General features: G+C 33.1%; 17 protein-coding genes and 3 pseudogenes. All 20 read right to left on the minus strand.

Features of this window, described 5'->3' with window-relative positions:
* Positions 1-108: 108 nt before the first annotated feature.
* Positions 109-270: a hypothetical protein gene (locus E4N74_RS06115; RefSeq protein WP_158506580.1), complete on the minus strand. Its 162-nt coding sequence runs from the start codon at positions 268-270 to the stop codon at positions 109-111.
* A gap of 244 nt (positions 271-514) precedes the next feature.
* Positions 515-1,278 (minus strand): annotated as a pseudogene (locus E4N74_RS12905) (IS5 family transposase).
* Positions 1,279-1,359: 81 nt separating this feature from the next.
* Positions 1,360-2,274: a DMT family transporter gene (locus E4N74_RS06135; RefSeq protein ID WP_255806577.1), complete on the minus strand. Its 915-nt coding sequence runs from the start codon at positions 2,272-2,274 to the stop codon at positions 1,360-1,362.
* 424 nt (positions 2,275-2,698) lie between these two features.
* Entirely contained in the window at positions 2,699-3,073 is a 375-nt protein-coding gene (locus E4N74_RS06140; protein ID WP_145475265.1) for a hypothetical protein, read from the minus strand.
* A 174-nt stretch (positions 3,074-3,247) separates the two neighbouring features.
* A complete protein-coding gene (locus E4N74_RS06145) occupies positions 3,248-3,775 on the minus strand; it encodes a hypothetical protein (RefSeq protein ID WP_255806578.1) in 528 nt (175 codons plus the stop codon).
* 193 nt (positions 3,776-3,968) lie between these two features.
* Positions 3,969-4,508, minus strand: coding sequence for a hypothetical protein (locus E4N74_RS06150; protein ID WP_255806579.1), 540 nt, complete (start codon positions 4,506-4,508; stop codon positions 3,969-3,971).
* A 147-nt stretch (positions 4,509-4,655) separates the two neighbouring features.
* A complete protein-coding gene (locus E4N74_RS06155; RefSeq protein ID WP_255819283.1) occupies positions 4,656-4,931 on the minus strand; it encodes a hypothetical protein in 276 nt (91 codons plus the stop codon).
* 118 nt (positions 4,932-5,049) lie between these two features.
* A complete protein-coding gene (locus tag E4N74_RS06160; RefSeq protein ID WP_338113390.1) occupies positions 5,050-5,367 on the minus strand; it encodes a hypothetical protein in 318 nt (105 codons plus the stop codon).
* Positions 5,368-5,534: 167 nt separating this feature from the next.
* Complete coding sequence (locus tag E4N74_RS06165; protein WP_255806582.1) at positions 5,535-5,966, minus strand: hypothetical protein; 432 nt, start codon at positions 5,964-5,966, stop codon at positions 5,535-5,537.
* A 109-nt stretch (positions 5,967-6,075) separates the two neighbouring features.
* Complete coding sequence (locus E4N74_RS06170; RefSeq protein WP_255806583.1) at positions 6,076-6,486, minus strand: DUF3997 domain-containing protein; 411 nt, start codon at positions 6,484-6,486, stop codon at positions 6,076-6,078.
* 58 nt (positions 6,487-6,544) lie between these two features.
* A complete protein-coding gene (locus tag E4N74_RS06175; protein ID WP_255806584.1) occupies positions 6,545-7,615 on the minus strand; it encodes a hypothetical protein in 1,071 nt (356 codons plus the stop codon).
* A 679-nt stretch (positions 7,616-8,294) separates the two neighbouring features.
* Positions 8,295-8,570 (minus strand): hypothetical protein, encoded by a 276-nt coding sequence (locus tag E4N74_RS06180; RefSeq protein WP_249040074.1) that lies wholly within the window; start codon positions 8,568-8,570, stop codon positions 8,295-8,297.
* A gap of 751 nt (positions 8,571-9,321) precedes the next feature.
* Positions 9,322-9,459: pseudogene (locus E4N74_RS12910) on the minus strand (RHS repeat domain-containing protein); the annotation flags it as partial.
* 345 nt (positions 9,460-9,804) lie between these two features.
* Positions 9,805-10,344, minus strand: coding sequence for a hypothetical protein (locus E4N74_RS06190; RefSeq protein WP_255806588.1), 540 nt, complete (start codon positions 10,342-10,344; stop codon positions 9,805-9,807).
* Between the two features lie 23 nt (positions 10,345-10,367).
* On the minus strand, positions 10,368-12,794 hold the full coding sequence (locus tag E4N74_RS06195) for an RHS repeat domain-containing protein (protein ID WP_255819284.1): 2,427 nt from the start codon (positions 12,792-12,794) through the stop codon (positions 10,368-10,370).
* Complete coding sequence (locus E4N74_RS06200; RefSeq protein WP_044979511.1) at positions 12,784-13,503, minus strand: SEL1-like repeat protein; 720 nt, start codon at positions 13,501-13,503, stop codon at positions 12,784-12,786. Before E4N74_RS06200 ends, E4N74_RS06195 begins: the two co-directional genes overlap by 11 nt.
* 508 nt (positions 13,504-14,011) lie before the next feature.
* Positions 14,012-16,918 (minus strand): annotated as a pseudogene (locus E4N74_RS06205) (RHS repeat-associated core domain-containing protein); the annotation flags it as partial.
* 221 nt (positions 16,919-17,139) lie between these two features.
* Positions 17,140-18,102, minus strand: coding sequence for a hypothetical protein (locus E4N74_RS06210; protein ID WP_255804604.1), 963 nt, complete (start codon positions 18,100-18,102; stop codon positions 17,140-17,142).
* A gap of 21 nt (positions 18,103-18,123) precedes the next feature.
* Entirely contained in the window at positions 18,124-20,550 is a 2,427-nt protein-coding gene (locus E4N74_RS06215) for an RHS repeat domain-containing protein (RefSeq protein WP_255819285.1), read from the minus strand.
* A gap of 28 nt (positions 20,551-20,578) precedes the next feature.
* Complete coding sequence (locus tag E4N74_RS06220; protein ID WP_255819286.1) at positions 20,579-21,298, minus strand: MORN repeat-containing protein; 720 nt, start codon at positions 21,296-21,298, stop codon at positions 20,579-20,581.
* Positions 21,299-21,309: the final 11 nt, after the last annotated feature.

Raw genomic sequence — 21,309 nt, forward strand, 5'->3', positions numbered from 1 at the left:
TCCCAGCATTCAACTTCTTTAACTACTGTTTTTACAAATTCATATCCGTTCTCTGCTAATTTTTGAACTTCCATTGCATAAGCTGAATTTGCAGTAGCTTTTGTAGGGTCAGAATTTAATAAAATTCTTGCACCTGATTCTATTTACTCCATCAAGCCTTTTTTCATTAATAATTTTTCCAAGATTAGAATTTCCAATTTTTATTTTTTCTAATACATTAAACATTTTTGATGGAATCTGGAAATAACTACCTCCTATTTTTTCAGCCATTTTTGTACATCCACCACAAGTCCCTTCTGAATATCGCCGCATGAGCCACATATTGTGTATAGTCATATCCAAAATCTAAATTAATAGCAAGTATCACATCATCTTTAAATTGCACCTCTAAAAACCTGTTTTTTAGTAGCCATAGCCATTTTAGTAGTTTTTTTATAAATTGTCTAGTGTAAAAATTGGATTTTTCTCTTAGCTTTCTTACTTTTCATTTTTATGCCAACTATTCCCTCTTATTTTATTTCTTTAAATAACAATATCGGCATAAGTTATATGTTAGGTTCATCATTATTATCGAGAATGTTGCACGAGCTAGTCCTATCGTTCTTACATAGATACCTTTCATTGAGTTTGTCATAAACCCAAATACATGTTCGACTCTCGCCCATATTTTTGATTTTTTTCTGTTACTGATTTTTTGTTTTTTACTAAGAGCTCTGCCTCTTGCTCCTCTTTCACAAATTTGTCCTGCTATTCCTTTCATTTTTAAAATCCTCTCTATTTCTTCTCCTATATAAGCACTATCTGCGTATAATCTTTCATCTTCTTTTTCAACTAAATTTTTTAACTCTTTACTATCATGAACATTGGCTGCCGTTACACTTGCTTTTAATATAAGTTTACTTTTTTTATCTATTTTTACTCAGATCTTTATAACCGTAATATGAGCGTTTATGCTTTTTTGCCCACCTAGCAATCATAGTCTTTTTGTGATAATTTTGTCTTATTTTGTTCTTCTTGCCAGTGTTCAGGGATTTTTCCGTTTTTGATTTGTTCATTCTCATATTGTATAATCTTTGTAAAATTATTATTTTAAACATCATTACATAATCGTATGCCGGTCTTCCGACTAAACCTTTTGTTTCTTTGTTCAAAGCTTTTTTTTAATATTGGTCTAAATATTTCCCAATTTATTTTTTCGTTTAATTTTTCAAGACTATCGCCTAACTTGCTTAATACTCTTAGACGATCTTCTTCATCAAATAATCCTTTTTGTTTCATACCTCAGTTTATCATCTTTTTAATACTTTTTAAAGGGAGTTTTTAGAGGTACCCTTCAGTTTTTTGAGGTTTTCATTAGATTTATTTGGCTTTTTTTAGCTTAATAAGCATAAATGCAGCAAAAACAATCATGCCGACAGCAAGAACTTGGATGTATGTCATGCTTTCTTTTAAAAATAAAAGGCCGATCGTGAGGCTTGTAACCGGCTCTAAGGTGCTCAAAATTGAAGTGTATTTTGCCCCGATTTTGATAACGGCTCTTTGATATAAAAAAGTCGCTCCTATGGTTAAAATACAGGAATAGAAAATAAGAAGCCCAAACTGAGGAAGACTAAAATTAAATGAAATTTTTTCCGGCAAAAAAAGAGAAAAAATAAGAATCATAAAACTGCCGAATAAGTTTACATAAAACAATACTTTCACAAGATTAATCTTTTTAGCCTTCTCCAAACTAAATGAATAAAAGCTGTAAGTAAAAGCAGAAATACCGGCATAGATAATACCTCTTGTACTTGAAACATCTTTAAAATCGCCGAGAAAAAATAAGCCTAATACCGCACAACTTATACATATAATTTCAGATATTAAAGGCCTTTGTTTTAAAATAAAGGCAGAAAAAATAAAAATTATTACGGGATATAAAAAATGTATGGAGGTTGCAGCTCCCGAATTTATATATTTGTATGAGGCGAATAAGGTTATACTTGTAAGAGCAAAAAATATAGAAGAATATAAAAGAACAAAAAAATCTTCTTTATTTAATTTCATATCAATTTTTGAAAATTTTGAATAAATAAAGATAAAAATCAAGGATAAAGACATCCTGTAAAAAGCGGAGCCTATAGGATTTAAACCTAAATCGAATAAAATCTTTGTAAAAAGCGGCATGAGCCCAAAGATAAAGGCTGAAGCCGCAGCATCTATAAAACCTGATATTTTAATTTTGGATACCTCCTGCTTCTTTTGAAAATAGAGCCGCCTGCTGAGGCGTTTCAAAAAAATTAAACCTCAACGTACATAAAGTACGCCTGCGGTTAATTTTTTCTCTCTCTCCGTCGCGGATGGCGGTGATTATAGCTTTGAGCTGCGGACTGCCAATACTTGCTTATCATTATAATATAAAAGTAAACAACTATCAACTCCGCCATGGATGGCGGCGGTTCAAGCTTGCAAGTTTTGCTTATTCAAAACTTGCTATCAACATCCGCACTTCCCTGTACGGATGTTGATGACACCGTAAAAAGGATCTCCGCTTCAATCGCTGTCCGAGTGAGATAGTTGGGTTGTGAATAAATGCAAAGTTCTGATTTTATGCTGTTTTATTATCTCCGAGCTTTCTATTTTTATGTATATACGCAGTTTATTAATTTGATACTTGCAGAATTATTATAAAAAATTCTAAAAATCTCTATATGCATTCCTACTTAAATTTCTCTAATAAAAACAAAATAACGGTAAATATTATAACACTAATAAATAAGAAGATACAGAATCCAATAAATCTTTTAATACCCAATTTTTTTCCGTTTAAATGTTTTTGTTTTAAACTATTTAAAACTTCATCCTGCGTTATTTTTTCATAAAAATTATTTAAAGCTTCATGTGTTGCAGGACTAGATATACCGTATACACAATCTTCAATTATTTTTATCTCTTCTACCATATTTTTTGAATATAAATACTCCAGCATTTCAGCATACGAACGTTTCCAAAATCTATATGTCGGAACTGCATATATGATTGCAGAAACTAAGAAATAAATAAACATAATTACAGTCAAAATATTAGAAATCATTTCATTTTTACTCCTGTGAAAATTTAAATTTATCTATAGTTTCTGAACTGATTAGCGAGCATACCTTTATCAAGAGGAATACTATATTCGCCACCTATAGAAAACGGTTGTATTTTGGCATTACCACCAGAACCTCCAACTGATAAAGCAGTACCGCTAATATCAGTAATCTCCTTAGACATAGGCGTAATAGTTATGGATAAGTTCCATGTTCACATACCCGATAAATGACCCCATGCCTTCTTTTGAATAAAACCCAAAATCAACCCCTTTACCTTTATCATAAGAAAAACAGATTCCGACTTCAGCAGTAGCAGCAGTTCCACCTGCAAGAGTTCCGCCTGTACCTAATTGAAATATGAATTTCCCATCCGGATCCACATACTTAACAGGATTATATAGCTCGAAGCTGCGCTGCGAATACCCCGCATAGTGATACACATGCAAGTTTACCGTGTTGTATACGCCTCCCATGCCCGGCAAATTCTCATTATGTTTCTTAGCATCATCATCTATCAGTGCCGTTATTAGGGGAGGAAAGACACTTTTGTCAGATAAAAGTGTCTTTACCTCGAAACGTTGTTGGTTGTTACCCTTCCTATCTTCAAAACTACTGCTTAAGGGCTCTGCCCTTAAGAATCCCGAAGGTTCCTTATAACTTTTATTATTGCACAAAAGATAAAAATAAGCAAGTATCGGCACCACTCATTCTGCTTCAATCGCTGTCCGAGAAGTAAGATAGTTAGGTTGTGAATAAATACAAGGTTTTAGTTTCATAGTTTATGTTAACTCAATAATTTTGTAAAATATTATCAAAACACAAAGGAATCTATTCAGTGATAAACATTTAAGCTGACTGTATGATATATTTCACTAATTGGTTACAAAAATAATCTTACTCTTTCTTATATAAATCTTTGAAAGGCAAAGTCCAATTTTCCCCATAATAATGGGTATATGAAATTTCAAAATCAATATTTTCCAAAGTTGATCCTGACAATTTTTCGATTTGAATAATTGCTTCACATTTTAAAATAATCGTACTGATAGGAATAGGATAAAGCCCCGCTTTTTGTCCATTTAGTTTTAAACACATTAAAATTCTATCAACATAATTAAGAAATTCATCTTCAAAGACAAAATATATATAAGTTCCGTCTATAGTATATTCAAATTTTGGTTTATACAAAGAATCTTGAAGCTGTCCGTTTTCTATTTTTATAATATGAAAAATATTACTTTCATCTTCATACAGTAAACAATCAGAGGATTCTGCAATACAGTGTATAAATGATGGAATTAATGAATTTCCTTTTATCCTTTTAAATTCATTTATAATTTCTTTTGGTGCTATATGCTCCTTAAAATCAAAATAAGTGTCCTCAGATAATAATTTTACATATACCGCATTTTCATGGACTTCACATCTGCTCATAATAAACAAGATAAGTATGATGAGCATTATAATTAAAAGGAATAATTATTTTTTTATATTTTTATACATATATTATCTCTCATACTCCTCAATTATTTGACTGAGTAAATCCAACGTATCCTTATCTATACCGGAAGTTGTCGGAACTTACCCCTCTGCTTTTGAAGATAAATGATTAAATAATCCATCTGTAAAATTAGCTTCAACAGGATTTAGAAAAAAAACCAACCCAAAACTTATAGCAGCAAAAACTAATTTGTTTGTATCTTCTCCTTTATATTCTTTAATCCATCCAACAACTTTTACTGTTATATCGGTTATGTCAATTACTTTTTTACCGGACAATCCGGATACGACAAAAAGAAATAAAAATGCTATCATAATTATTTTCCTACTGTAATTCATCAAAACTAGTTCTTTCATAGCACCTTGCCCTTAAGAATTCCGAAGCTTTCTTATAGTTTTTATTATTGCATAAAATATAAAAAAAACAAGTGTCGGGCACCATAGCCAAACTGTTTATTCTAACAACACACACAAATCAAGTTTCATCAAATATATGATCGTATTTTTTATACCAAAAATAAGGCAATACATGGCGCCCCATTACATATAAAAATAATAACCCCGTTAAAACCCATAATACTAATAAAACACTAACTACCATGTTAGTATAGTACCACCGTAAAACTGATACCTGAACATCTTCCATATTCTCTTTAGTAGTTAAATAATAATTACCATTTATAATATCTGCTGTATCAAAAATTAATTTTTCACTGGCATAGTACTCATCTGTTCTAGCAAGAATTACAAATACTATAGTCAATATTACAATGCATATTCCAATTTTTTTCATAATTTTACTCATTCAAAACCTCATAAAATCATTCTTATTTATTAATTCATATACTTTTTCCATAGACAAGTTATAATAAGCAATTACAAGATCTCCATTATCAAGAAACTTAGTTTCTTTCAAATCAAAAAGTAAATACTTAATTGCAGTGTTATCATAATTACGATTTATATAAAATATCTTTTTCCTTTGAATATATCCAACACATAAACATCCTCTTCTCCTACAAGTGCATAGCTTCCGGTAATATCTACTGCTATCACAAAATTAACCTGATTAGATATTATTCCGTCATTCACTGACACAAAAATAGAATAAATGCCGGGATTACCTGTATGAATTTTAATTTCGAAAATCTTATTCTTAAACCATCTAACAGCATCTTTTCTCAGTTTATAACGCAATTCAAGTGAAAAAATCATAAGCTCATTTTGAGTTTTCTTATTCCATATAAATCCTTTAGTTACACCGCCATGCTCGGTAAATTTAAAATATGAACTTCCATCATCAGAATAATATTTTCTATCAGGAAGAAGTTCTTGAGATGATAGTTTTACAAAAAAATGAAAGATCAATATAATAACAAAATATTTTTTCATAGTCAAACCCTTAATAATCTATTTATTTAGACAAAATTAACAAAATTATATAAAACGAAATAAATACAAAGTTTTAGTTTCATAATTTACTATTTTAATAACCTAATTATTAATATTTCTTTTGAAATTTATACATTTCTGAACTCAACACCCATGTTACATTTTTTACAACAGGTATATTTGTTTCGATGAAAAGTTCTTTTAGATCTTTATATGGCCCATAACTTTTCCTTTCCTTAGAATCAACTAAATAATAATCTTCTTCTACAGTCTTTCCCTCTTTATAATCAGATATATCATCAGGGAAAATATGACGCGCAATAATATATCTGTCATCATGCCATACAGCTGTAACATAAGGCGGAACACCTATTAATTTATCGTCTAAATATGTTTTCAAGGTTAAACCGTCTTCTGTAAAGCCTATATGTATATCATCGCCATTAATATGCCACACCTCATACCCATTAACCAATACAACTGTAATTGTACAATCTTTTTTGTCTATTTTAACAAACACCGTAATTCTATGATAATCTTAAAGCCTCCTCAGAAATAAAATATAAGTTAATCAACTGTCATTCATAATACTCAATATCGCGGAAAATAGTAAATGAACAATTCCCATCGTGATTATAATAAATATCAGCTTCAAGCCAGTTTCCAAAACTATCATATTTTTTATAAATAGTTTTTATTACAGATTTTCCATCATCATATTTACTTTCAATTAATTCACCATTTTTATATTTTACATCAAAAAATTTATCCTTGACTTTATTATTTGTAGTTTGCACAGCCTCAAGTATTTGTCCATCCTGATTATACAAAAACTTCCATACACCATTCTCATCTTTTATTTCTTCAAGCCGATTATTTATTAAAATAACTTTCTGATTATTATAAAAAAAATAATCTTCAGTTTTTCCTTCTTTTATTGTAGAAATTAAATCTTTTTTTCCGTCAGAGTGAACATAATAAGACTTACATTCTAATACATCGTTTGTTTTATTTATGGGAGTATACTCCTTTGAACCTTCCTGCGTTATAATGCAGTTTTCAGCCTTTTGATCATACTCAGCGCTGTAAGGAATTAAATCAATTTCAGGAATATACCTGCTATATAAAGCAGTACATCTATGATATGAGTCATACTCATATAGAGTTTCCATTTGCCCGCCTTCACCGTAAAGGATAGGTTCTATACTTGATATAAGACATCCGCTTTTGTCATACTTATAGCCTGCAACAATCAGTTTTTTTCCTATATCATCTTTTGTATAAGATTGACCGCCCATCTCTCCTCCTTCAGCATAACTTTGAAGCAATTTACCCATTCCGTATTCGGTATATGCCTTCCATACAACCAAAGTTTTATAGTTTACACCTCGTTTAACATAACTATATGATGAAGGGAGAAAATTGCTGTTACGCCCCTTAGGTATAAAAAAATTCCAATCAAGTAAAAAATTTCTTTCATAAAATTTGTCTTTATCAAAATCGGCAGATTGTCTTGAAATTTCTTGTTCAGTATTAGTTGTAATTACTTCAGTTTTTTTAGAAATTTTACCTGAAAGTTTTTCTTCATCGCTTTTTTTGCATGAAAAAAGCAAAGCAAAAACCATTAATAAAATATATAGTCTTTTCATAATCAATCCTCACTCCGACTAATCATAAGATATAGCTATTCTATCAAAAATTAATGAGATAGTACAGCCTTTTACTTTTTTTCTAAAAAACGCCTTCATTTTATTAATACTATGCGCTTTCTTAAATAAAATATCTAAACTTATTTATAATTTTATAAAAATAGATTCTAAAAGTAATTTTAAAAAAAACACAATTACATAATATGAAATTATATTTGTTATTAGTAAAAAAACAAGGGCTATATGTAATATTTTTTTATCAGTACCAACAATTTTAACGGATAAAAATATCAACATTAATAATAAAGTATGGTAACCGTATATAAGCCAATATAGTTTGTCACCTAAAAATAACTGAAAAGCAACATATCCTCCTAAAAAATCAAAAAAAATATTATTTGTATTCATTGAACCACTGACAGCATAATCGATACCCAATAATATAAAATATACAAACCATCCTAAAATGATTAATTCAGTAATAAAAAATATTTTTTTTCATTCTATCTCCATTTTTTTAAAAAATTTAACAAAAAACAATTTTTCTTTTTTTTTAAATATGAAAATGTTTTTCCAGCATTTAAAGGTGCTTTTATTTTATTTTTTTTATCAACAGCAGTAAATACTAATATATCCTTTTTAGAAAAATCAATTGAATATTTTACTACTTCTGTAACTTTTACTTCTCCAAGATCGGTATTATCGGTATATAGTCATTTAGTTCAGGCATCTCCTGCGTCGCACGGCAAAAAAGTTTCCTCGACGTATACCCGATACGCCTGCGGTTAATTTTTTCTCTCTCCTTGCATCCATCATGTCTATTTTCAAAAGCCATTGTTTTTCCGCTTCCTACCGTAAGCGGAAAAACCTCCAATAAGTTGTTTTTTAAACAGCTTTGAGCGGCAGACTGCTCAATTTTGTTTTTTAGCATTATGAAGAAAACAAAATTGAGCACCGGGCTTTTCAGGGCTCCGCTATCGCTTTGGTATCTTTCCGCAGAAATTGCTGCGGAAAGATGTACAGCGAAAGCAATTTTTATAAATTGCTTTCGCTCCCTTACAATCACTGTCCGAGAAGTGAAGTTGATGGGTAATTTCCGATTGCAATTGAATTTCATAATTCTAAAACCCACCTTTTTTCTTTTTTCCTCTATCTTCTTCAATCAAAAGCCCAGAAATAAATCCTAAAATTATCATACAAACATATGTTATTAATTTAGTTCCTAAAGAAACAATTAAATAACATGCTATGAATCTCAAAATAAATTCAGAAATTTCTTTAATTTTATATATTCGCTCTCTGAAATCTGTATCAGGATCATATATATACAAGTATTTTTTATTAAATGGACGTATTAACCATCTACCTAAAAAAAGAAAAATAAAAATCAATACACTACAATTTATTAGAACTAACAATATTTCCATAAATACCTCTTGTTTCATTGTAAAAGCAATTAATATGGATGAAATTAAAGTATAACCTATATCTATTCCTACATTCATGTCATTAGCCAATTTTGTACCGGCTTCAGTATCCTTAATCAAAAAAGAAGAATTGATGGAATACTGTTCAAAAATCTTTCCATTATCCATATAACTTATATAATTTATAGTAGTAGTATACTTATATGCATCAGTTTCTGCATTAGTTACAGTTATTTGAATAAAGGGTTCATCAATAGTGCCTTTACCAGACTGCTTAGTTTCTCTACCATCCGGATCAGTATACTTAACAGGATTATTCCCAGCATAATGATACACATGCAGATTGACGGTATTAAACACACCACCCATACCGGGTAAATTCTCATTATGCTTTTTTGCTTCATCATCTATCGGTGCCGTTATTAGGGAAGGAAAGACACTTTTGTCAGATAAAAGTTTCTTTACCTCGAAACGTTGTTGGTTGTTACCCTTCCCTATAACCCTTCCTATCTTCAAAATAGCTGCTTAAGGGCTCTGCCCTTAAGAATCCCGAAGGTTCCTTATAACTTTTATTATTGCACAAAAGATAAAAATACACAAGTATCGGCACCGCGATTGCTTCGAAGCTGAGACTATCGGCTTGCTGCACCAATACCGCTCCAATCACTGTCCGAAGGGGGAGATAATTAGGCTGTGGATAAAAATAATGGTTTATTTTCATAGCATTTTATAAAAAAACATATGTATTATTTAGTATATAATTTACTCCTCTAAGAGACATAAATAAAAACAATCCCTTGTTTGTTCTAAAACGTATAATTTCCCGATAGAAATTAATTTTTTCCCGTTCTCAGCATCTTTTAAATCATTTTTTTCATCATAAACCAAGATCTGTTGGTAATCAAGAAATCCTGGTTCCCATGCAAATAGTATATATCCATCGATTATTTCTGTATTATCATCCACTACGTGGAAACCCTCCAACCCATACATTTGTTTTATTTTTTCTACTCGTCTTTCAATTTTTGGAACTTCGATAAGTAAAGCAACCGTATCTGCTAAATTAAATTTAGATATCAGATAAAAAAGAATAACTGCCAATAATTGAAAAATTATAATTGAATATCGCTTTTTTGCAAAGCTCAATACAAATAACGAATATATGACAAAAAATGCAAAAAAAGAAAATACTATTATAGTATAAGGAATAAGTCCAATTCGTTTTTTCACATAATAAGACAGTAAGATAAAAACCAGCACAAGAATATCAATTAGAAAGTTTATATATTTATATTTTTTCATACTTTTTCAACCTCACTATGAAATCAATACAATCTAAAGATACTATCTCTAATGAAGCGATACGAACGAATAGCTCGTCCTTCTGGAGTTACAAATCCTGCAGAGAAGCCTAAGCTTTGGGCTGCCTGTGTAGCATATCCTTCTGAACATATTTTTTTAGATTTCCAAGATTGATAGATATCAAAACCTAATCTTGCCTCACCCCAGTAAAGTCCATTTTTTCCAGCTACATATCCTGCCGCATAGTTTCCAACATCTCGTGCTGATCCGAATATTTTATTTCCATCAGTATTACTTCCAAGCGGCATGCCTCTATGGCGGTGTTTATTCAAATCATCACCTTTTTTATCACCTTTCCCTATATCCTTAAAATCATACTTTTTACCATTTCTTGCATTATACATATAAGAAAATAAATCAGGTGTATTTTTTTCGAAATTGTTAAGGAAATCGCTCCCTGACATATCATTTGTATCTATAATAGCCCCCTCAACTAAGGTATCATCATCAAAAAAAGAATATTCTGTTAACATTTGCCCAAGAATATCACCAGAGCGTTTTCCATCCTTCATTATATAAATATTTTTATCAGAATTTGCTTCTCCACCAGACACAGTGTATGTTCCATCTCCATTATCATTGACTTCCAGAAACATTCCATCCGGATCTACATACTTCACCGGATTATTTCCGCCATAATGGTATGCATTAAAGTTGACAGAATTATATATTCCACCCTCACCAACAGAAGAACCTGCCATGTAGTCATTTAACGCCGGATCTCCTGACAACCACCTCGAATACTTCGGATCAAGATACCTTGCCCCATAATAATACAATCCTGTTTCCTCATCTAATTCCTTTCCCGTAAACCTAAACGGTAACTTATCGATTCCGGGAGCAGTCTCCTCTATCCAGAGTTCCCCATACGGTGTATACTCTATATGTTCGTACTGTTCACCCTTAGCATTTGTTATAAACTGTGCACTCTGTAAATGGTCTGCATGATAATAATATCTTTTTTCGGTTTGTTCCGTTGTGTCCCCATTATTATCCGCATGTGTCATAGCAGTTACTAACAGCGAGTTTCCGACAAAGATGTGTTTGCTTACTCGTAATCCATGTTCGTGATTAGGTTCATGGGCAACTTGGTGTACGGAGTAAAAGTTATTGAAATACAGTGTCTCGCTATTACTCTGTTGCGTAAATTTTAAGGCTCTCTGTCCGTCATCTCCGTAGCGGTATATTACGGTGTTTAACTTATCGTCCGATTTTATCAATAGGTTGCGTTCATTCCATGTATAATCTCTTCTGTAGCCTCCTTGTATTCCGCCTCCTGTGGTTGTGCCTCCACTTTCTAGGTTTGCAGGGTCATCTTCAGGGGGTTCTAGGTCAAAGCCGTAATCTACGCCGTAGACATCATGTTCTGCAAAGTAGGAATAGGTAAATGTAAACTCTTCCTTTTCTGTAAAGGGGCCGTCTTTTTCTGCAGTGATGTTGCCGTTGGCGTCGTAGCGGTAATAACGGGTTCCGGCTCTTATTAAGCGGTGTGCATATTTACTGTCATACTCATAATCCAGTTCATAGTTTAGTTTTGTGTCATCGGTAGTTCCTATTGAGCCTTCGGGAAGGTTTGTGGTGCTGCTCTTATTCGTCATGTTCCCTATTATGTCGAAGGCAAAGGTTTGCCTGTATTTATTTGTGTGTAAGGGATTTGACGGGTGAGGGTTATCGGGGTTAGGGTTTATTCCTCCGTATTGTTTGTGCGTGCCTTCGGCTTTTATAAGTTGATAGAGGGCATCATAGCTGTAGCTTTGACTTGTTTCATATTTGCTTGAAGTATTTATATACCCTTCTACATTACCTACTGCATCAAAGTTATAGTTTATTTTTTGGAATACCAAATTCTTATCTTTGTTTTCTGTCTTTATGTCTTTTAGCCAACGCCGTGCAGGGTCATAGTTGTATCTTGTTTCTACTCCGTTTCCGTATTTGATGTAGACTCTTTGCGCATGTTCGTCATTTTTTGAAAATATGCGGGCAATTACTGCGTCGCACGGCAAAAAAGTGTCCTCGACGTATACCCGATACGCCTGCGGTACTTTTTTGCCTAACTCCTTGTACTTACCTCGCCTATTTTCAAAAGCCATTGTTTTTCCGCTTCCTACCGTAAGCGGAAAAACCTCCGATAAGATGCTTTTATTTAATAATAACTTTCTTTTGGCGGACTGCTGACACTTGTGTATTATCATAATTATGTAAAAGTACATAAGTGTCAGCACCGCGCTTTCCGCTACAATCTTTTTGCTGCATTTGTCTTCACGGGCAAGGCTCTTCCCTCCGGTCAGAGCTTGCTTTTTGATTAAACAAACCGCAAAAAGGATTTTCGCTTCAATAGCTATCCGAAAGAGGAGATAGTTAAAATGTTTTAATAAATAGCTAATGTTCATTTTCTTCTATTTGTTTTAACAATTGCTGTGCTTCTTTACTTGCATTAAATACCGCTTTTTTTATCCAAAATAGCCCCCTTGTTTTACTATCTTTATCATCTTTTGCCAGAAGATATTTACCATATTCATATTGACACTTTTTATTGCCATTTTGTGCCCCTATCTGCAGCCAATACCAAGCACTTTCATCATTCTTATAGGTATAATATTGATATAAATAAAAAGGTGCATGTTTTCCACCATTCAAAGAAAACTCTTTAAACTCTTGCAATGTTTTATCGGAAATATGATAAGATAGTAAATCATCTCCTCTTTGCACATAGGTGACAGTTGTAGGATACATATCTTTAATTTTTTCTTCAGAAAATTTACATAATTCATAAAATTCAAGAAAGCCGAAAGAATTAAATTTCATAATAGCACAATAAATACTTAAATTGGACAATTCAATACTATCATTATAAACAGCAATATATATCTTCTTTTTTTCATTTCTAATTTGGAGAATTTTTATTTCTACTTTTATTTTAAATTCAACAGTTTTATCCCGTTCATAGTCAAAATGATAGTCTAAAAAGTCAGTCTTTAGTCTATCTATCATATGATATGTATTTTCAAATTCATTTATATCAACAATATCAATCTCTAAACAATAAATATTAATAAGATATAAAAATATTATGCTAAAACTAAATAATTGTTTTTTCACTTTATCACTTCCTTTTATCTCTAAGTTCCGATAAAATTATTTTAACTTGATTTTTAGCACTTATTTCTCTCGGACGATCTTTATAAGGTAATTTATTTTCCTCTCGAGCAATTTTATTCCATTTTTCTGAACCAACTTTTGTTATGTCAGATGCATGCACCACCTCTTCCGCTATAATATCTACTAAGGGTAAATCTTTATTATATACACGATCTAGATCTATATTAATATTAATAGCCATTACCATATCAGTAGTAGCTTGCATTTTTTTATTCACACGATTACCTTTATTATCAAGCGTTTCTATATCCGCTTCAAATATCACCGGAGAATCATTTGTAACAGTATTCCCAGCATATTTCCCTAAATCAGTAGTAATAGTTACTAAAATTTTTTGACCATTAGGTGCTTTTTCAGCCAGTAAATTGTCATAATGTTTTTTAAATGTAGGACTATCATTATATAATTTATCTATTATAGATTTAATTTCAGAATCGATTTCTGCCCACACACTTCTCCCATCCGGATCCACATACTTTACCGGATTATTCCCCGCATAATGATAAACGTGAAGATTTACGGTATTAAACACTCCGCCCATTCCGGGTAAGTTCTCGTTGTGCTTTTTGGCTTCGTCATTTACCGGCGCTTGCGGTATGTAATCATTTAACGCCGGGTCTCCCGATAACCACCTACTATATTTCGGATCCAAGTACCTCGCTCCATAGTAGTATAAACCAGTCTCTTCATCCAGTTCTTTTCCCGTAAACCTAAACGGCAGTTTATCAATTCCCGGTGCAGTCTCTTCAATCCATAACTCTCCGTATGGTGTATACTCTATGTGTTCATACTGTTCTCCTTTAGCATTTGTTATAAACTGCGCACTTTGCAGATGGTCTGCGTGGTAGTAGTAACGTTTTTCTGTCTGTTCCGTTGTGTCTCCATTATTATCTGCGTGCGTCATAGCGGTTACTAATCTTGAGTTACCGACAAAGATGTGTTTGCTTACTCGTAATCCATGTTCGTGATTAGGTTCATGGGCAACTTGGTGTACGGAGTAAAAGTTATTGAAATAAAGAGTTTCGCTATTACTCTGTTGAGTAAATTTTAATGCTCTCTGTCCGTCATCGCCGTAGCGGTATATTACTGTGTTTAACTTATCGTCCGATTTTATCAATAGGTTGCGTTCATTCCATGTATAATCTCTTCTGTAGCCTCCTTGTATTCCGCCTCCTGTGGTTGTGCCTACTTCTAGGTTTGCAGGGTCATCTTCGGGAGGTTCTAGGTCAAATCCGTAATCTACTCCGTATACGTCATGTTCTGCAAAGTAGGAATAGGTAAATGTAAACTCTTCCTTTTCTGTAAAGGGGCCGTCTTTTTCTGCAGTGATGTTGCCGTTGGCGTCGTAGCGGTAATAACGGCTACCCGCTCTTATTAAACGGTGGGCGTATTTACTGTCATATTCGTAGTCTAGTTCATAGTTTAATTTTGTGTCATCCGTAGTTCCTATTGAGCCTCCTGAGATGTTCGTAGTACTGCTCTTATTCGTCATATTCCCTATTATGTCGAAGGCAAAGGTTTGTCTGTATTTATTTGTGTGTAAGGGATTTGACGGATGCGGGTTATCGGGATTGGGGTTTATTCCTCCGTATTGTTTGTGCGTTCCTTCGGCTTTTATAAGTTGGTACAAATTGTCATAACTGTAGCTTTGGCTTGTTTCATATTTGCTTGAAGTGTTTATATACCCTTCTACATTCCCTACTGCATCAAAGTTATAGTTTATTTTTTGGAATACCAAATTCTTATCTTTGTTTTCTGTCTTTATGTCTTTTAGCCAACGCCGCGCAGGGTCATAGTTGTATCTTGTTTCTACTCCGTTTCCGTATTTGATGTAGACGCGCTGTGAGTGTTCATCATATAAGATATTGTCTACATACCTATAGGTTTCTATTCCTTTTTTGCCTATAACTCCTTTTAATTGTCCGCCCTTGTCGTAACTGTAGCTTAACACTTCTCCGTCAGGGTAGCTTATGCTTTGCATTCTGCCAAGGTAATCGGCTTCATAGTTAAACACGGCAGTTACGGGCTTTTGAAATTCTCTTCCCCTCTTTATTGTCCGTGTTTCTACCTTTACTTCGTTTAGTAGGCCGTATTCGTATTTTGTTTCTCCCGTTTCATCTTTTTTGCGGATTACCTCTCCCGCTCCTTTTTCTCCCGGTACCCCGTACTCATATTCTACATCTTCACTAAAAGGATAGTCTATTTTTATGATTCTGTCCAGTCCGTCGTATTCATATTTTATTGACGCTAATTTTGATCTTAATACGGAGTCGTTTTCATACTCCAAGCGGCCCTTATCGTCATAGTTCCATTCTTTTCTTCCCATATCAAGGCTTTCTAAGCTTATACGCCTTCCGAGCATGTCATAGTTTACTGCCAATAAGTTGTCTTTAGCATCGTAGGCTCGCAGCATCTCGCCAAGAACAGAGTATTCGTATTTTGCCTTAGTAAGAAGAGTGTTGTTTTTATCCCGTCTTTCTACTTCTTTTATGTTTCCTCTTATATCTTTTTTACTGATGTTTATGTTTTCTTTAGGGTCTATTGTTTTTGTTATTTGTAAGGAAGCGTCTATCGAGTACTCCGTTTTTTGACTGTTTCCGTCGGGAAGGGTTGTTTTTATTACGCGGCCTAGTCCGTCATATTCATAGCTTGTAGGATGTTTTAATTCGTTTAATTTTTCATATAAAAGGATTTAGCTTGAGCTTCCGCTTAATTCATTTTGTATATCTCCTCCATAGAACACGGGCTGTCCTTCTCCTTTTTTTCTTCCGTCTTCATCATAATAAACCGCTCCCGAAATGTTCCAGCCTGTTTGGGTAGAATCTATGGTTCCTTCAATGTACACTTCTCCTTCTTTGGCTGTGTAGTTTATGCGTCCTAAGCCGTCGTGGATTACCTCTTTTGAAAATATGCGGGCATCTCCTGCGTCGCACGGCAAAAAAGTGTCCTCGACGTATACCCGATACGCCTGCGGTACTTTTTTGCCTAACTCCTTGTATCTGCTCCACCTATTTTCAAAAGCCATTGTTTTTCCGCTTCCTACCGTAAGCGGAAAAACCTCCGATAAGGGGCAGCTTACAAAATTTAAAAGTTTAGCTCCCGATGTTTTGCCGAATGGCAAAACTCGAAGCTCAAAGGTGCGTGAGCAACTTTGAGCGGCGGACTGCTGACACTTGTGCACTATCATAATTATGTAAAAGTACACAAGTGTCAACACCGCGCTTTTCGCTCCAATCTTTTTGCTGTATTTGTCTTCACAGGCAAGGCTCTTCCCTCCGGTCAGAGCTTGCTTTTTGCTTAAACACACCGCAAAAAGGATTTCCGCTTCAATCGCTGTCCGAGAAAAGAGATAGTTAGGCTGTAAATACAAATAAAGTTTTGTTTTCATGTTTTTTTTATTTCCTGCCTCTGTTTTATCAATTCCAATATTTTATTTAAATATACTCTTATCAAATCTAATCTTCCTAAAGCAGTTAAATAATTTACATCAATAAATTTTCTATTCAAGAAAATTTTTTTTCATTTATTTATCTATTCTAAAATACTTAATATTGTTTTTTAGATAATATTAGGTATTTATTTATAATATTTTATTTCACGGATAATAGTATCTGTAAAATCAGTATTATCTCCATGAAATATTTGCATCTCTATCCAATTTCCAAATTTGTCGTATCTGATAAATTTATACCGTGATTTTGATTTTCCAAATACATTTATGCATCGCACCAACTCACCTTTTTCATATTCCATTTTTATAGATTCATATCCTACTCCTGCATGAGAAATTCCTATCTCGGATAAAAAAGTATTATTAGCATATTTAAATATCCATTTTTTATCAGGAGTATTAATTTTTGTGATTTGATTATTTTCAAAATAAAATTCATTGTCATTAAAAAAATAAATATTTTCTTTTTTACCTGATCTAACTATATTTATTTCTCTCTTATCTCCATTTTTATCAGCTTTATATATTTTTGCTTCTAATATATTATCTGATTGTTTTACCGGAGCGTACTCAATAACTATCATACTCGTAAGTTTCTTAACATAAGAGTCTTCATAGATTTCTATCTTTTCTATAGGACGATTATATTTATCATATTTGATACTCTCATATATATATCCGGCAACCGTCTTTCTTTTTTCATATATATAATTACCGTAATAATCATAATGTCTTTCAAAAATAAATTCTCGCTTACCTAAATTTTCCAATTTAGGTATTTCCCCTGAACTCTCACCATATTTTTCATAATCAGATATAGCCTCTCTCAGTGCCCATTCACTTTTTATAACATATACAAAAATAGACTCAGGTTTTTTTGTAAGATAAGCTAAATCATACGGAATTAAATCATTATTTTTTAATTCTTTTATTAGAAAGCCACGGTCATAAATATCATCATCCTTTTTTGAATCTAGGTTTATATTATTTAAAATCTTACTATTATCTAATTCATTGTTTTCTCTTTTTATACATGAAACCAAAAGAACCAACATAAAAATAAAAATCATATTCCTTAACATTTTCATTATTTAGTCTCCCTTAATAAGTTATTCGGGTAAAAATGGAACAGTTTTTACCTTTTCTATCTTAAATATATCAATACGGATTATAGCTGAAGAATCCGTTATGATATCATTAACAACCGTTGACGGTAAATATCCTTTTTCTGAGGTGTTATTAATTTTGATGGTATAATTATCTTCAGTATCCACAATAATTCCATCAGAATTCATGTTGACAGTATGGCCTCCATACTTATTTGAAACTCTAATGGTAATAGCATATAAGTCTTCTGATTTGCTTAGTTTTTCCAATTCGCTACCATATTCATTTAAGCTAATATTATTTAATGATTTATAAAATGACATTTTATATTCACTTAGAATAGATATGGAATTTACTAATTTGGAAGCAGTAGGAGAGTTAAATATTAAATTTTTGTTATTTCCATCATAAATATCCTTCTTAAGAGCCAATGAATTAGCGTTTTGTAATGTACGTTCACCAATAGCACTTATCGCATTTGCAATTCTAGTATATGCTGTTAAAACACAGCCATGTGAAGCAATTGTAGTATTACCCTTACCTAAGGGATCTTCTTCTCCGTTTTCTTGAACCAAAGTCGTACTAACATCCAGTATTTTTTCTCCATTCGGATCCACATACTTCATCGGGTTATTCCCCGCATAATGATAAACATGTAAATTTACCGTGTTGTATATACCTCCCATTCCGGGCAGGTTCTCGTTGTGTTTTTTAGCTTCGTCATTTACCGGAGCTTGCGGAATATACTCACCTAACGCAGGATCTCCACTCAACCATCTCGAATATTTCGGGTCTAAATACCTCGCACCATAATAGTACAATCCCGTCTCTTCATCTAATTCTTTCCCTGTAAACCTAAACGGTAACTTATCGATTCCGGGAGCAGTTTCTTCTATCCAGAGTTCTCCGTAAGGCGTGTATTCTATGTGTTCATACTGTTCTCCTCTGACATTTGTTATAAACTGTGCACTTTGCAGATGGTCTGCGTGGTAGTAGTAACGCTTTTCTGTTTGTTCCGTTGTGTCTCCATTATTATCTGCATGTGTCATAGCGGTTACTAATCTTGAGTTACCGACAAAGATGTGTTTGCTTACTCGTAATCCATGTTCGTGATTAGGTTCATGGGCAACTTGGTGTACCGAGTAGAAATTGTTAAAGTATAAAGTTTCGCTATTTGATTGCTGTGTAAACTTTAAGGCTCTCTGTCCGTCATCTCCGTAGCGGTATATTACTGTGTTTAACTTATCGTCTGATTTTATCAATAGATTTCTTTCGTTCCATGTGTAGTCCCGTCGATAGCCTCCTGTAGGTGTAGTACTTGTTGTGCCTACTTCTAGGTTTGCAGGGTCATCTTCAGGGGGTTCTAGGTCAAAGCCGTAATCTACTCCGTATACGTCATGTTCTGCAAAGTAGGAATAGGTAAATGTAAACTCTTCCTTTTCTGTAAAGGGGCCGTCTTTTTCTGCAGTGATGTTGCCGTTGGCGTCGTAGCGGTAATAACGGGTTCCGGCTCTTATTAAGCGGTGTGCATATTTACTGTCATACTCATAATCCAGTTCGTAGTTTAGTTTTGTGTCATCTGTAGTTCCTATTGAGCCTCCGGGAAGGTTTGTGGTGCTGCTCTTATTCGTCATATTCCCTATTATTATGTCGAAGGCAAAGGTTTGCCTGTATTTATTTGTGTGTAAGGGATTTGACGGATGCGGGTTATCGGGGTTAGGGTTTATTCCTCCGTATTGTTTGTGCGTTCCTTCGGCTTTTATAAGTTGATAGAGGGCATCGTAGCTGTAGTTCTGGCTTGTTTCGTATTTGCTTGAAGTATTTATATACCCTTCTACATTCCCTATGGCATCAAAGTTATAATTTATTTTTTGGAATACCAAATTCTTATCTTTGTTTTCTGTCTTGATGTCTTTTAGCCAACGCCGTGCAGGGTCATAGTTGTATCTTGTTTCTACTCCGTTTCCGTATTTGATGTAAACTCGTTGTGCATGTTCATCATCTTTTGAAAATATACACGCCGTCTGCGGCGTCGCTTCAAAAAAATTAATCCTCAACGTACATAAAGTACGCCTGCGGTTAATTTTTTCTCGCTCCTTGCATCCAACATGTCTATTTTCAAAAGTCCTGTCAGTGGGGTTGCTGAGTAATAATCTTCTTTTGGCGGACTGCCGATACTTGTTTATCATTATAATATAAAAGTAAACAAGTATCGACACCGCGCTTGCTTCGAAGCTGCGCCTATCGGCTTGCTGCACCAATACCGCTCCAATCTTTTTGCTGCATTTGTCTTCACAGGCAAGGCTCTTCCCTCTGGTCAGAGCTTGCTTTTTGCTTATACAAACCACAAAAAGGATTTCCGTTTCAATCGCTGTCCGAGAAGATGTGAGATAGTTAGGTTGTGAATGAAAATAACAGTTTATTTTCATAATTTTCAAATCCATTCTAATTCAATATCTATATCCGCTTTTTAATCTTTCTTATAAAAATAATATTTAAAATAAAAGAAATCAAAAGCAAAATTGTTGTTATATCCAACAGTGTGGAATACATCTTATTTTTCCAAATATATTTATGAGGTAATTCTCCATTTGAAAATTTACCCTGATATACTTTACCGTTTTGTTTTGTTAAAGTTCCAAAACCATCAAATTTACCATTCACAAAATTACCTATATAAGTATCTCCATTTGAAAATTTATAAACACCTTGACCTTCAAGCTTTGTATTTATAAAATTTCCAGAACATACAGCCCCATCATTATATATTATTTTACCTTTCCCATTTAAAAAACCATTTTTAAAGGTACCTTCAAAAATATTCCCTACTGACGTTTTTAATATACCATTTCCTTCATATATACCGACATTAACTTCCCCCTCATATGAAGATCCATCACTGTACAAAATAGAAGCCTTACCGATTTGCAATCCATTAAAATAATCGCCTTTGTAAGTATAGGAATTTGTTGTCATTTCGCCATAGCCATGAAACAATCCATTTTGATATTCTCCTTCATACTTATCTCCATTTGACCATATCTGAACCGCCTTACCTGAAAATAAGCCATCTTTTAAATTACCATGGTAAATTGAACCGTCAGGTAGTAAAACGTCAACAGCAAATAATGCTACATTTAAAATAAACAATATAACCATTATAATATTTTTTATCATATTTATCTCCC

Source organism: Treponema putidum (assembly GCF_024401155.1).
In the GTDB taxonomy this organism is placed as follows: Bacteria; Spirochaetota; Spirochaetia; order Treponematales; family Treponemataceae; genus Treponema_B; species Treponema_B putidum.